12 protein-coding genes are annotated in these 14060 nt (G+C 71.7%); 3 read left to right on the plus strand and 9 right to left on the minus strand.

All coding sequences use genetic code 11. The features are described from left to right. Positions 1-43: 43 nt before the first annotated feature. The 3 genes from ahcY to ATC03_RS14020 all read right to left on the minus strand — a co-directional run bounded on the left by ahcY (position 44) and on the right by ATC03_RS14020 (position 3238). Entirely contained in the window at positions 44-1522 is a 1479-nt protein-coding gene (gene ahcY, locus ATC03_RS14010) for an adenosylhomocysteinase (protein ID WP_067878328.1), read from the minus strand. Between the two features lie 67 nt (positions 1523-1589). Beyond that, the gene (locus ATC03_RS14015; protein WP_067878332.1) at positions 1590-3023 is read right to left on the minus strand and encodes a phosphomannomutase/phosphoglucomutase; all 1434 of its coding nucleotides are present in this window, start codon (positions 3021-3023) and stop codon (positions 1590-1592) included. Beyond that, positions 3020-3238: a DUF3499 family protein gene (locus ATC03_RS14020; protein ID WP_067878335.1), complete on the minus strand. Its 219-nt coding sequence runs from the start codon at positions 3236-3238 to the stop codon at positions 3020-3022. The genes ATC03_RS14015 and ATC03_RS14020 overlap by 4 nt, the downstream gene beginning before the upstream one ends. 117 nt (positions 3239-3355) lie before the next feature. Between ATC03_RS14020 and ATC03_RS14025 the strand changes: the two genes are divergently transcribed. Next, a complete protein-coding gene (locus ATC03_RS14025; protein ID WP_227820105.1) occupies positions 3356-3724 on the plus strand; it encodes a hypothetical protein in 369 nt (122 codons plus the stop codon). A 34-nt stretch (positions 3725-3758) separates the two neighbouring features. Here ATC03_RS14025 and ATC03_RS14030 read toward each other — a convergent pair whose 3' ends face one another. From ATC03_RS14030 to ATC03_RS20620, 5 genes are all read right to left on the minus strand, one after another. Next, entirely contained in the window at positions 3759-5222 is a 1464-nt protein-coding gene (locus ATC03_RS14030; RefSeq protein WP_067878341.1) for a DUF5719 family protein, read from the minus strand. Next, a complete protein-coding gene (locus ATC03_RS21175; RefSeq protein ID WP_067878344.1) occupies positions 5212-8523 on the minus strand; it encodes a glycosyltransferase in 3312 nt (1103 codons plus the stop codon). The genes ATC03_RS14030 and ATC03_RS21175 overlap by 11 nt, the downstream gene beginning before the upstream one ends. 197 nt (positions 8524-8720) lie before the next feature. Next, entirely contained in the window at positions 8721-9041 is a 321-nt protein-coding gene (locus tag ATC03_RS14040) for a WhiB family transcriptional regulator (RefSeq protein ID WP_074401056.1), read from the minus strand. A 193-nt stretch (positions 9042-9234) separates the two neighbouring features. Beyond that, positions 9235-10203, minus strand: coding sequence for a UDP-glucose 4-epimerase GalE (galE, locus tag ATC03_RS14045; protein ID WP_067878346.1), 969 nt, complete (start codon positions 10201-10203; stop codon positions 9235-9237). Positions 10204-10239: 36 nt separating this feature from the next. Further along, positions 10240-10380 carry a hypothetical protein gene (locus ATC03_RS20620; protein WP_156997200.1) on the minus strand — a complete coding sequence of 47 codons (141 nt, stop codon included), beginning with the start codon at positions 10378-10380 and terminating at the stop codon, positions 10240-10242. 83 nt (positions 10381-10463) lie between these two features. Here ATC03_RS20620 and ATC03_RS14050 point away from each other — a divergent pair, with 83 nt between their 5' ends. After that, positions 10464-11450 (plus strand): GlxA family transcriptional regulator, encoded by a 987-nt coding sequence (locus ATC03_RS14050; RefSeq protein ID WP_067878349.1) that lies wholly within the window; start codon positions 10464-10466, stop codon positions 11448-11450. Between the two features lie 61 nt (positions 11451-11511). Here the strand turns inward: ATC03_RS14050 and manA are convergent, their stop codons facing one another. Beyond that, on the minus strand, positions 11512-12771 hold the full coding sequence (manA, locus tag ATC03_RS14055; protein ID WP_067878351.1) for a mannose-6-phosphate isomerase, class I: 1260 nt from the start codon (positions 12769-12771) through the stop codon (positions 11512-11514). A gap of 105 nt (positions 12772-12876) precedes the next feature. Between manA and ATC03_RS14060 the strand changes: the two genes are divergently transcribed. Then, positions 12877-14055, plus strand: a complete 1179-nt coding sequence (locus ATC03_RS14060; protein WP_067878354.1) for an acyl-CoA dehydrogenase family protein — start codon at positions 12877-12879, stop codon at positions 14053-14055. Positions 14056-14060: the final 5 nt, after the last annotated feature.

Consider the following 14060-nt stretch of genomic DNA (forward strand, 5'->3'; position numbering starts at 1 on the left):
GCCGCCCGCGGCATCCGCCCCGCTCGAATCAGGACCCCGCCGATCAGTACCGGTAGTGGTCGACCTTGTACGGGCCCTCGACCGCGACGCCGATGTAGGCGGCCTGCTCGGGGCTGAGCTCGGTGAGCTGCACGCCGAGCGAGCCGAGGTGCAGGCGGGCGACCTTCTCGTCGAGGTGCTTGGGCAGCACGTAGACGCCGATCGGGTACTCCTCGGGACGGGTCCAGAGCTCGATCTGCGCGAGCACCTGGTTGGTGAACGAGTTCGACATGACGAACGACGGGTGCCCGGTCGCGTTGCCGAGGTTCATCAGGCGCCCCTCGGACAGCACGAGGATCGACCGGCCGGTGGGCAGGCGCCACTCGTGCACCTGCGGCTTGATCTCGACCTTCTCGGCGCCCTCGAGCGACTCGAGCCCGGCCATGTCGATCTCGTTGTCGAAGTGTCCGACGTTCGAGACGATCGCGAGGTGCTTCATGCCGAGCATGTGCTCGAGACGCAGCACGTCCTTGTTGCCCGTGCAGGTGACGAAGATGTCGACGTCGCCGACGACGTCTTCGACGCGGGCGACCTGGTAGCCGTCCATGGCGGCCTGGAGCGCGCAGATCGGGTCGACCTCGGAGACGATGACGCGGGCGCCCTGGCCGCGCAGCGCCTCGGCGGCACCCTTGCCGACGTCGCCGTAGCCGACGACGAACGCGACCTTGCCGCCCATGAGCACGTCGGTCGCACGATTCAGGCCGTCGGGCAGCGAGTGGCGGATGCCGTACTTGTTGTCGAACTTCGACTTCGTGACCGAGTCGTTGACGTTGATCGCCGGGAACAGCAGCTCACCCTTGGCGTGCAGCTCGTAGAGGCGGTGCACGCCGGTCGTGGTCTCTTCGGTGACGCCCTTGAGCTCCTCGGCGATACGGGTCCAGCGGTCGCCGCTGACCTCGAGCGAGCGGCGCAGGGTGTCGAGCACGACGCGGTACTCGTGGCTCGCGTCGGCCGGCGTCTCGGGCACGGCGCCCGCGAGTTCGAACGTGCGACCGTCGTGCACGAGGAGCGTGGCGTCGCCGCCGTCGTCGAGGATCATGTTCGGGCCGATCCAGTCGGCACTCGCGGCCGCGGCCTCGGCGCTCCAGTCGAAGATGCGGTCGGTGCACCACCAGTACTCCTCGAGCGACTCGCCCTTCCAGGCGAACACCGGAATGCCCTTGGGGTCGTCGAGCGTGCCGTCTGGGCCGACCGCGATCGCGGCGGCCGCCTCGTTCTGCGTCGAGAAGATGTTGCAGCTCGCCCAGCGCACCTGCGCGCCGAGGGCCACGAGGGTCTCGATGAGCACCGCGGTCTGCACGGTCATGTGCAGGCTGCCGGCGATGCGGGCGCCCGCGAGCGGCTGCGAGGCGCCGAACTCCTCGCGGAGCGACATGAGGCCGGGCATCTCGTTCTCGGCGAGGCGCAGCTGATGGCGGCCGGCCTCGGCGAGCGAGAGGTCGGCGACCTTGAACGGGAGGGCGGATGTCTCGGCGAGCGTCATGCGTCCATTGTCGCAGGCTCGCGAGGTGTCGCCCGATCGGTTGCTCGCCGGCGCCCGCCCTCGTGCCTCAGGAGCGGATGAGCGCCAGCACCTCGTCGCGCACGGCGGCCATGGTCGCGGCATCCGCACCCTCGACGTTCAGGCGCAGCAGCGGCTCGGTGTTCGACGGCCGAACGCTGAACCACCAGAACGGCTCGTCTTCGGCGGTCGTGCCGAGAACCGTCAGCCCGTCGAGCTCGTCGAAGTCGGCACGCCCGGTGAACGCCTCGACCACGCGGGTGTACGCCGCAGGGACGTCGGCGACCGTCGAGTTGATCTCGCCCGAGAGCGCGTACGGCGTGAACCGGTCGGCCAGCTCGGAGAGGGTGCCCTGCTGCGCACCGAACTCGGCGAGCACGTGCATGGCCGCGAGCATGCCGTTGTCGGCGCCCCAGAAGTCGCGGAAGTAGTAGTGCGCCGAGTGCTCGCCGCCGAAGACCGCGCCGGTCTCCCTCATGCGGTCCTTGATGAGCGAGTGCCCGACACGGGTGCGCACGGGGATCGCACCGGCGGCCTCGATCGTCTCGGGCACGAAGCGCGAGGTGATGAGGTTGTGGATCACGTTGATGTCGGTCTCGCCGAGCGCTGCGACGCGGGCGATCTCGCGCACGGCGACGATGGCGGCGACGGCCGACGGGGTCACGGCGCCGCCGCGCTCGTCGACGACGAAGCAGCGGTCGGCGTCGCCGTCGAAGGCGAGGCCCAGGTCGGCGCCGTGCTCGACGACGGCCTTCTGGAGGTCGACGAGGTTGGCCGGCTCGAGCGGGTTCGCCTCGTGATTCGGGAACGTGCCGTCGAGCTCGAAGTACAGCGGCACGATCTCGAGGGGGAGCTCGGCGAGCCCGGCCGCGGTGCCGAGCACCGCCGGAACCGTGAGCCCGCCCATGCCGTTGCCCGCGTCGACGACGATCTTCAGGGGCCGGATGCCGGTGAGGTCCACGAGCGAGCGCAGGTAGGCCGCGTAGTCGGCCAGCACGTCGAGGGGCTGCACCGAACCCGGCGCTTCGACGGGCGTGACACCCTGCTCGAGGTAGTCGCCCGCACGATCGCGGATCGCGGCGAGGCCCGTGTCGAGCGAGATGCCCTGGGCGCCGGCCCTCGAGAACTTGATGCCGTTGTACGCGGCGGGGTTGTGGCTGGCCGTGAACATGGCCGCCGGTGCGTTCAGGATGCCGGAGGCGTAGTAGCTCTCGTCGGTCGAGCACAGGCCGATGGCCACGACGTCGGCGCCGCGACTCGTCGCCCCGCGTGCGAAGGCCTCGGCGAACCCGGGTGAGGAATCGCGCATGTCGTGACCGACCACGACCTTGCCTCCGGCGGCGCCGACCTCGTCGACGAAGGCCGCGGCGAGGGCCTCGACGGACTGCTCGGTGAGGGCGTCGCCCACGATGCCACGGACGTCGTAGGCCTTCACGATCGCGCTGAGTCGCTCGCGGTCGACAGGATTCTCGGCGGAAGTCATGCCGTGGAATCTACCCGACCCGGCGAGGCATACCGAACGATCTGCCATCCCACGGGCGCCGAAGTGCGCTCGGCATGGGTCGCGCAGAGGTCGTAGCCGTGCGGTTCGGGGGCCACCGACAGCGGGCCGAGCACGGCCATCGAGTCGGCGTAGTCGAAGGTCAGCGTCGCGACCGCCTCAGCGGGGCACGCGGTGCGCGAACAACGTCTCTTCATGGCGAGACCACTGTAGCGATGCGGCCGGACATTACGATGGAGCACATGCCCCGTTCCCGTCGTGTCGCCTCCCCGCGATCACCCAGGCGACTCGCTCGCGACCGCCACGGTCGTGGCATGCGCTCGGCCGTCACCGGCCCCCACCTCGAACCGCTGTCGACGCGCCTCGAGGACTTCGACGCGACGGTCGCCGGCACCGCGTCGTACCTGCGCGGGCTCTGGCCCGAGCTCGAGGGCGTCGTGTTCGAGGTCGCGCAGGCACCCGCCGAGGCCATCCACGTCGATCACATCGACCGGTGGAAGGTCGCGCACGACGAACGCCGCATCACCTTCCATCGGCTGCCGATCGTACGGTTCCTGCGTCTGCAGGAGGGTGAAGAGCGCGACGAGAAGCTCCTCATCGAGAGCTGCGTGTTCCGCGCCGTCGCCGAGTTCCTCGACAAGGACCCCTGGGAGCTCGCTCCCGGGCGCTACCGGCACCTCTGAGGTCGCGGGGTGGGTCGCGAGGCCGCGAGCCCGCTCAGCGCGGGTACACGCGGATCGGCGAGTCCAGTGGCCCCGGCGGGGCGACGACGAAGGCCGCGAGCGCGTCATCGCCGCGATACGTCACCGACGCCGTCAGGCCCTCGACGCCCTGCAGCAGCACCGTCCCGCGCTCGAGCGGCACCGACACCGTGCCGAGCGGCGGCACCTCGATCTCCCGGATCGATCCCCCGATCGTGACGGATGCCTCGTCGGCGCCCTCGGCTCCCGCTGCGAGGTGCAGCGTCGGCGACGGCCCGGATGCGACGGCGATCACGGCGGAATCGAGCAGCGGCAGGGCTGCCGGGAACCAGGCCAGGTCGGCCGGAGCCGCAGCATCCGTCACCTCGCCCTCGGCGTCGTCGGCCGGTGCGGTGACCGTCGATCGGGCCGCGGCCACGACTGGGCCGTCGGCGTCGATGCGCACCGTGTAGGTTCCGGCCGGGAGGTCGCCGAGGGGGATGTCGCTGACCTTGCCGGGCTGCAGGTCGACGTCGATGGCGTCTCCCGTGCCGCCGTCGACCGGCACGATGCCGATCGCGACCTCGACCGACTCGTCGCCGGGGCTGTAGAGGCGAAGTGCGGTGAAGGCGTCGCCGTCGGCGTGGTCCTCGTCGGCGTGCACGCCCTGCGCGCCGTCGACGACGAGGCCGGGGATGATCTGCGACTCGGCCGGCGGTGCGGTCGGCCCCGTGAGTTCGACGCCCGCGGGCGCCAACCCCTCGACCACGCTCTGCTCGAGCGAGGCGGCGATCGCTCCGCCCGTGCTCGTGACGTGCACGACGGGCGAGGCCAGGTTCGGCGCGAGCCCGGCCAGGGAGAGCACACGCTGCGTGCCGGACGGCACGGTGATGCCGATGGCCGAGCGCGCCTCGACCGGGCCGGTCTCTCCGATGACGCGGACGTCGACGGTCGCCGCGACGGCGGTCGGGTTCGACAGCAGCACGAGGCTGCTGCGGCCGACGGTGGTCGCGCCGGCCACGAGCCACGACTCCTCGACGGCCTCGGTGCAGGATGCCGCGGCGAACCCGCCCAGCACGTCCGTGGCGACCGTCTGGGACTGGGCGCCCGCGAGCATGCCGGCCTCGACCGCGCCGGCGGCCGCGTCGATCACGAGCGGGCCGGCGTCCTCGGCGGCGTCGGGGTTCTCGGACTGCGCGAGCCAGGACAGGTCGAGATCGACGTCCTCGGGATCGGTCGCCGTCACGACGGACGCCGTGCCGACCGACTCGATGCCGGTCGCCTCGGCCGCGTCGGCGCCGATCGCGAGGATCGGCCCCGGGCAGACTCGCTGCTGGCTGACCGCCGCGGGCTCGACGACGACCGACGGCGCCTCGGTGCGCGACGACGGCCACGAGCCGAGCGCTGCGGCACCCACCACGCCGACTGCGACCGCGGCGGCGGCGAGTGCGGCGAGCGTCCGCGTGCCGGTGCGGAGGATCCTGCTGCGGTCAACGGGCATCGGGGGTCTCCCCTGCGTCGGGTCGGTCGGTGGTCGGCTCCGGCGCCGACTCAGGCTCCGTGGCCGGAGCCGAGGTCTTCCTGGCTCTCGGTGCGCGCTTGGGTTTCGGCTCAGGGTTCGATGCGGGCTCCGTCTGCCTCGCCGGCTCGACGTCGGGGACCGGCTCCGGCTCGGGTTCGGGTGCGGGGACCGGCGCCCCGGCAGCGGGTTCGTGCGCAGACGGCGACTCGGGCCCCCGCGGCTCCGCCTGGGCGGGCTCAGGTTCGGGCTGCGTGGCCGGCTCCGACGCTGAGGCGGATTCCGACGCCGCGTCGGGCTCCGGGCCGGACTCCGGCACCGTGGCGGACTCCGCCTCCGGCGTCGACTCGGACTCGGACTCGGACTCGGACTCATCAGCACGCGTCGGTTCGACCTCGACGCCAGACGAATCCGGATCCGTCTGCCCGGCCGCGGCCGCGGCGCGCCTCGACGCACGCCCGCGCGGCTCGCGGGTCGTGCGTCGATCGACCTCGCGACCGGCCCCGGTCGGGATCGACAGCAGCAGGGTGAGCAGCAGCACGAGCACCTGCACGCCGGTGACGACACCGCCGACCCAGCCGGTGTCAGGGGGGATGCGGGTGGCCGCGGCATCCGGCTCGGCATCGACGAACCGCCACAGCGTACCGAAATCGGTCTCGCCGACCGGGGTGAGCGCCGCGTTGCCGTCGAGCGCCGTCCGAGCGCGTTCGGCGGTCGCGGCGCCTTCGGGTGCATCCGCCGTCGGCGCCGGCTCGAGGAGCACGAACGAGAGGCCGAACTCGCGCACCGCGGCATCCGCATCGAAGCCGCTGCGACTCGCGAGGTTGCCGGCGATGTCGGCGATCCGGATCTCGTCCTCGGTCGGCTCGACCCGGGTCTGCGCGAGGGTCGACTGGTCGTCGAGCGTCTCGCCGAGCCCGTGCACGAGGGTCGCCCGCATGCCGCCGTCCTCGAGCGGCTGCATGCGCAGTGTCGCGACGCGCGGATCGGCGTCGGCCTCGGCCACGACGTACGCCGGCACCGTGCGCGCGGCCGCGGGACCGACGGTCGCGCTCCCGGTCGCGAGTGCACCCAGCGTGGGCATCACGGCGAGGACCGCGCACACGGTGAGCACCGCGACGATGACACCGCGCAGGCGGCGCAGGGCGTCGCCGCTCACGACGACGGCCACGATCGCGCCGAGCCAGGCCAGGCTGAGGCCGGCACCCGACCAGACGGCGATCGCCTCGTCGCCGGCGACGGCCACCGATACGAGCGTCGCGGCGAACGCGGTCGCGAAGCCGACCAGCACGGTCAGCACGGCGAGCAGCACGATGCGGATGCCGCGGGCGAAGAACGCGCCGAGCGCCAGCAGCGCCATCGGCACGAGCAACCCCGAGAGCACGAGCATCGTCGTGAACGCATCGAGGCCGGACAACGCGGGTATGGATGCGACGGCCTCCGGCCAACCGCCCCAGCCGGCCTCGGGAAGGCCGAGTGCGAGCTCCCAGGCGGACGGTGCCGCACTGCCGAAGGGCAGGCCGGGATCGGCGAGCAGTCCGAGCGCGTTGCCGCCGACGACCTGCTCGATCACGAGCGGCAGGGCGAGCGCGAGGGCCGGTACCGGCAACCAGGCGAACCTGACGGCCGCGCGTCCACTCGTTGCGAGCGCCACGATCCAGCCGAGCAGGAGTGCGGGCGCAAGGCTCGGCGCCGCGGCGATGACGGCGGCGAAGAGGAGCGACGCGGTCGCGGCCGACGACCACGAACGGGCCGCGCCGAGCATCGCGTACGCGAGCCAGCCGAGCAGCACGTGCGCGATGACCGCACCGGGGCGCCCGTCGGCCAGCGCGATCAGAAACATGGGTGCGAGCGCCCAGAGCAGCGCCGCGAGCGCACGGATCGAGCCGCGCTCGGTGAGGCGGGAGGCCGCGAACCAGGCGCCGAGCGCTGCGGCGGGAAGCGCGAGCAGCCAGACCCCGACGATCGCGAGCGACGGCGCCCAGAACGGGATCGAGCCGAGCACGGCGAGCAGGCCCGCGAACGGGTCGGCCGCGCCGACGAACCCGGCGCCGACGTCGCGCCAGCCGTAAGCCGCATTGCGCCAGAGTTCAGCGAGCCCGTTCGAGAGCGGCAGCAGTCCCCCGCCGGCGATGCCCCTCGCCCCGAGCAACCATGAGAAGAGGACGACGGATGCCACGGCGGAGACGAGCAGCACCCAGCCGCCGCCCGTGCCGATGAACTGCACGTCGTCGGTGCGGCCCCTGGCGCGGATGCGCCGGGCCTCGGACGCCGCTTCGCGTCGTCGGCGCACTTCGTCGGGCTGGAGTCGGAGCGGGGCGACGGCCGACCACTTGGTCGTGCGGGCGGCCGCGAGCACCCTGCGCGACCGCGCGACCTTCACGCCTCCGAACATCGCGGCGAGGGCGGCGGCGAACTCGCCGAGGATCGCTCCGGGGCGCTTGCCGAGCAGGTCGACGATCGACCGCAGGAGTGCGAGCGGGAGCAGGCTCAGCCAGTGCAGGGGCACGGCCACGGCCGGCGCGTACGCCAGTCGTCGGTGCAGGGCCGCGGTCCTCGCGAGGCGGTCGGTTCGGCGTCGGGCGGATCCGCGGTCGCCGGCGCGGGGGCCGGCGATGCCGTCGCGCCCGAATCGCAGTCGCGCGGCCGGCACGACGACGACGCGGTGCCCGGCGAGTCGCGCTCGGACGCCGAGGTCGAGGCCGTCGTCGACGACCGGCAGCGCCGGGTCGAAGCCGTCGAGCGACTGCCACACGTGGTGCCGCACCAGGATGCCGGCGGGCTCGGCGCCGAGCACGTCGCTGCGGTCGTCGTGCTGCCCCTGGTCGAGCTCTTCCGGCACGACGGGAACCGAGCGACCGAAGCGCGTCATGGTGCGCCCGAGGCTCACGAGCTGGTCGGGCTCGTCCCACTGCACGAGCTTGGGTGCCGCGACGGCGACCGTTCGGCCGTTGACGAGCGTCGCGAGCAGCGCTTCGAGCGCGTCGGGTTCCGGCGACGAGTCCTCGGTCAGCAGCCAGAGCGCCTCGGCGTCGGAGGTCGGCACCTCGAGCACCCGTTCGCCGATGCGCACGGCCTCGCCGAACGAGAGCGGCTCGTTGGATTCGACGAGGTGCGTCGCACCCGCCGACACGGCGATCTCGCGGGCGTCCCCCTCTGGTCGGGCGAGCACGATGACGAGCGCGTCAGGCTCGCGGCTCTGCGCACGGACGGCGTCCAACGTGTGCCGAAGACGGTCGCCGCCGTGGCGAGCGACGAGGACGGCGGTGACTCTGGGGAACATCGGGGCCAGCCTAAGCGGCGCTCGGCGAGGCATCCGCAACTCCCCGGGCGCGCCTCGAATCCGATGGGTCGATCGTGCGGGACGTCGCGCATGCCCCGGAATGCACGGTGCGCGCCGTCACCTCGAACGGTGACGGCGCGCACAGGTGCCGTTCGCGCGTCTGCGCGGACGCGATCCGAATCGGACCGCGATGCCGCTCAGACCGCGCGCTTGCGGAGCTTGCGACGCTCGCGTTCGGAAAGTCCTCCCCAGATTCCGAAGCGCTCGTCGTTGCCCAGTGCGTACTCGAGGCATTGCGCGCGGACTTCGCAGCCCGTGCAGATCTTCTTCGCGTCTCGAGTCGAGCCGCCCTTCTCAGGGAAGAACGCCTCCGGATCGGTCTGCGCGCACAGTGCGTCGCTCTGCCATGCCAACGGATTCTCGTCGCCGGCTCCCGGACGAACCCCAGGAACGCCGAGCCGAACCGGATCGATGAACCAATCGTCAGGTACTCCAGAACGATATTCAGGATTGCTCATATCGTCTCCCACCCAGTTGTACCGACCACCCAGAGGGTGTGTCTGGAACAATTACACCGGTGTAGTTCGTGAGAGTCAAGTCGCGGATCGTAAACCCTCGACCGCGCATCGAGGCTTCGACACGCGATCGACACGCCGAGGACGTCACGAGTTGTGATCTGACCCGGGTCGGGCGGATGCCGCGCCGAGCCGTTCAGCCGACGGTCGCCGTGCGGCGGGCCTCCCAGGCGCTCGTGACCATCTCGGGCAGCGTGTGCCGCATGCGCCAGTCGAGGTCGCGCGCGGCGAGCTCTCCGGAGGCGACGATGCGGGCGGGGTCTCCCGTGCGCCGGGGGCCGATCTCGGGCACGAAGTCGATGCCCGTGGCGGCCGCGACGGCGGTCATGATCTCGCCGACGGAGACGCCGTCGCCTGACCCGAGGTTGTAGACGGGTTCGACGGGCTCGCCGGCGTCGAGGCGCTTCGCGGCCACGACATGCGCCTCGGCGAGGTCGGCCACATGGATGTAGTCGCGCACGCAGGTGCCGTCGGGCGTCGCGTAGTCGGTGCCGTTGATGCGGGGTGTGCGGCCGTCGAGCAGCGCATCGAAGATCAGCGGGAACAGGTTGTGCGGGCTCGCGTCGTAGACCTCGGGCGTGCCGGAGCCGACGACGTTGAAGTAGCGGAGGCTCGTGTTGCGGAGCCCTGCGGCCTTGGCCTGGTCGGCGATGAGCCACTCGCCGATGAGCTTGGACTCGCCGTAGGGCGACTCCGGGCGCTTCGGGGTGGACTCCGTCACGAGGTCGACGTCGGGCGTGCCGTACACGGCGGCGCTGGACGAGAACACGATGCGGTCCACGCCCGCGCGCTCCATGGCGCCGAGGAGGGTCGCGGTCGCGGTCACGTTCTGCTCGTAGGTGTGCAGCGGCCGGGTGACCGAGACGCCCGCGTACTTGAAGCCGGCGAGGTGCACGACCCCCTGCACGGCGTACTTCGCCATGGTCGCCTCGAGCAGTTCGCCGTCGAGGATCGAACCGCGCACGAATGGAACCCCCGCGGGCACGAACACCTCCTTGCCGGAGGAGAGGTCGTCGATCACGACCGCGTCGATGCCCTGCGCCTGGAATGCACGCACGACGTGCGATCCGATGTATCCGGCGCCTCCGGTGACGAGCCAGCTCATGTCCTGCCTTTCCGGGCCGCGCCCGGTCGGCAGGCCTCAGTCGATGCTAACCGGGGTTCGGCGGGCCGACTCGCGTGCGTCGAGGCGGTGATAGCCGTCGCGGGCGGCCGAGATGGCGGCTCCGGCGATCGCCCAGACGGCCAGGGCGGCGATGATGAGGATCAGGAGAATGGTCATGGCAGAAAGTCTCGCTCTTGTCATATCCTGCCGACAGTGGCAGGGTTGACAACGACCGATTACTTTCTGCCAAGGGATGTCCCATGCTCCAGTCCGTCGCCTGCATCGCCCTCGACCAGATGGCGCCCTTCGAGTTCGGCGTCGTCTGCGAGGTGTTCGGCATCGATCGCTCCGCGCAGGGCGGGCCGACGTTCGACTTCCACGTCGTCGCCGCGGACCCCGGCCCCATCTCCACCAAGCTCGGCTTCGACGTCGTGGTGCACGAGAACCTCGACTTCGCCTACCGGGCCGACCTCGTGGCGGTGCCGGCCTCGCTCATCGGCAGCGAACCCGACGAGCGCGTGCTCGACGTCATCCGCAAGGCCGTCGAACGCGGCGCCTGGGTGCTCTCGGTCTGCTCCGGCGCGTTCACCCTGGGCCACGCCGGCGTGCTCGCCGGTCGTCGGGCGACCACGCACTGGATGTACACCGACCTCATGGCCGAGACCTTCCCCGACACGATCGTCGACCCCGACGTGCTCTTCGTCCAGGACGAGAAGGTCGTGACCGGCGCGGGCACCGCCGCAGGCATCGACGCCGCACTGCACATCGTGCGCACCGAGCTCGGCGCCGCCGCCGCGAACATCGTCGCGCGACGCATGGTCGTGCCGCCGCAGCGCGACGGCGGCCAGTCGCAGTTCATCCAGACCCCCGTGCCCGAGTGCCGCACCGACTCGTTCGCCACGGTCACCGCCTGGATGCTCGAGCACCTCGATGAGGACCTCACGGTCGATCTGCTCGCCCGCAAGGCGCTGATGTCGCCGCGGACGTTCGCACGCCGCTTCCGCGCCGAGACGGGCACGACCCCGAACGCGTGGCTCAACCGCCAGCGCCTGCTGCGGGCGCAGCAGCTCCTCGAGGAGACCTCGCTGACCCTCGAGGAGGTCGCCCGCGAGACCGGGTTCGGCGCGGCCGCCGTGATGCGCCACCACTTCGTCAAGGTGCTGCAGACCACCCCGACCGCCTACCGACGCCTGTTCGGCACGCGCGCCGAGTCGACCGACGACGTGCTCGTCGCGCGCACGGCCTGATCGGCACGAGCTGCGCCCCGCCGATCGCGCCGTCGAGCAGCTCGGCCCGGCCCAGCCCGCCTCAGCGCCCGGTCGTCGCGATCCAGGCGATGCCGTCGCCCGTCACCGTGAGGTGCCGTTCGTCGGGGGTCGCGTAGAGCGAGCCGCCACGGGCGACGGATGCCGCGCCCGAGGCGCCCGCGACCACGACATCGCCGCCCTCGGCGACCACGATCGCCGGGCCGTCGAGCGGAATCCGTGCCGTCGCGGCATCCGCCCCCCCGACCGCTGCGCCATCGACCCGGTAGAGCACGAAGTCGGGCACGTCGGGCCGGAACACCTCGACGCCGACGCCGAGCCGCTCGGGAGCGAGCAGCGGCGGCGCGATGGGCGTGAAGTCGAGCACGTCGAGTAGCTCGTCGACGTCGATGTGCTTGGGCGTGAGCCCGCCGCGCAGCACGTTGTCGCTCGCGGCCATGAGCTCGATGCCGAGCCCCTCGAGGTAGGCGTGGATGTTGCCGGCCGCGAGGTACAGCGACTCGCCCCGCACGAGGCGCACGCGGTTCAGCAGCAGCGAGATGACGATGCCGGGGTCTCCCGGGTAGGCCTCGGCGAGCGCGCCGACCGTCTCGAACGAGAGCGCGTAGGCGGATTCGAGGGCGATGGCGGATGCCGCGAGGGCCGTCACGCGTTCGACCACCCATGCGGCCTCGCCGGTGTCGCCGCCGCGCCCGTCGCGGAGCAGCCACTCGACGGTGTCGCGGAGCGGCTGCGCCGACTCGAGACGCTCGGCGAGCAGGTCGAGCGCACCGGGCTGCGACTCACCGGCGGAGCCGGCGGCATCCGCTTCGCGAAGCACCCGCAGCACACCGGCCACCTCGTCGAGCGGGCGGAAGCCCGAGAGCGCGTCGAAGGTGTCGCTCACGGCCACGATGAGCTCCGGCTTGTGGAACTCGTCCTTGTAGTTGCGGTCGTAGGCCGTGAGCTCGACGCCCTCGGCCTCCTCGCGCGCGAAGCCCGCACGCGCCTGCTCGGGCGTCGGGTGGGCTTGCAGCGACAACGGCTCGGCGGCGGCGAGCACCTTCAGCAGGAACGGCAGCCGTGCGCCGCGCGCCGCGAGGTCGGGTCCGAGGGCGGTCTCGGGGTCGGCCGCGATCCACTCGGCGAGGTCGCCGTACCCGAGTTCCCCTGGATCGGTGACGCGTGCGGGCGATCCGGCGTGGGCGCCCAGCCAGAGCTCGGCCTCCGGCGCACCCGACGCCGGGACTCCGCGGAATCCGGCGATCGCCGTCGTCGAGCCCCACGCGTAGTCGCGCGGGGTATTGCCGATCGCCACAAACATCCCGGAGTGCCCCTTCGTCGGATTTGGTTCCAAACTACCAACGGCCGTGGTGGCATCCGATCGCGGACGTAGGCTCGGGGCATCCGACGATGCATTGGAGCAGTCATGACCTTCGAGCCGCTCGCGAGCGACTTCTACGCGTACGAATCCCTCCTCACCGAGCGCGAGCAGCAGGCGATCGCCGAACTGCGCGCGTGGCTCGAGGCCGAGGTCAAGCCCATCGTCGGCGACTACTGGGAGCGCGCCGAGTTCCCCATGCAGATCGTGAAGCCGCTCGCCGAGCACGGCGTGCTCTCGTTCGGCTGGGACGAGACGAAGCCGTTCGAGAACTCGGCCGTCTTCCGCGGATTCGTGGCCATGGAGCTCGCCCGCGTCGACGCCTCCGTCGCGACCTTCGTCGGGGTGCAGAACGGCCTCGCCACCGGAAGCATCAGCGTGTGCGGCTCGAAGGAGCAGCGCGACGAGTGGATCCCGAAGCTCGCGAGCGGCGAGGTGCTCGGCGCCTTCGGACTGACCGAGCCGCTCTCGGGCTCCGACTCGGCGCAGGGCCTGCGCACCACTGCGAAGCGCGACGGCGACACCTGGGTGCTGAACGGCGCGAAGCGGTGGATCGGCAACGCGACGTTCAGCGACATCACGATCATCTGGGCCAAGGACGTCGACGACAACCAGGTCAAGGGCTTCATCGTGCCGACCTCGACGCCCGGCTACACGGCCACGAAGATCGAGGGCAAGATCAGCCTCCGTGCCGTGCAGAACGCCGACATCACGCTCGAGGACGTGGTCGTGCCCGAGTCGAACCGGCTCCAGAACGCGAACTCGTTCCGCGACACCGCTCAGGTGCTGCGGCTCACCCGCGCCGAGGTCGCCTGGGCCGCCGTCGGCACGGCGATGGGCGCCTACGAGGCCGCCGTGAAGTACGCCGGCGAGCGCGTGCAGTTCGGCAAGACCATCGGCTCGCACCAGCTCATCCAGGACCTCCTCGTGAAGTGCCTCGGCAACATCACCGCGTCGCTCGGCATGGTCGTGCGCGTCTCCGAGATGCTCGACCGCGGCGAGCAGCGCGACGAGCACTCCGCCCTCGCCAAGGCGTACACGACCTCCCGCATGCGCGAGACCGTCGCCTGGGCGCGCGAGGCCTGCGGCGGCAACGGCATCACGCTCGAGTACGACGTGGCCCGCTTCTTCGCCGACGCCGAGGCGCTGTACTCCTACGAGGGCACGCGCGAGATGAACACCCTCATCGTGGGCCGCAAGATCACGGGCAGCGCCGCGTTCGTGTGACCTTC

Source organism: Agromyces aureus (assembly GCF_001660485.1).
Classification (GTDB): domain Bacteria; phylum Actinomycetota; class Actinomycetes; order Actinomycetales; family Microbacteriaceae; genus Agromyces; species Agromyces aureus.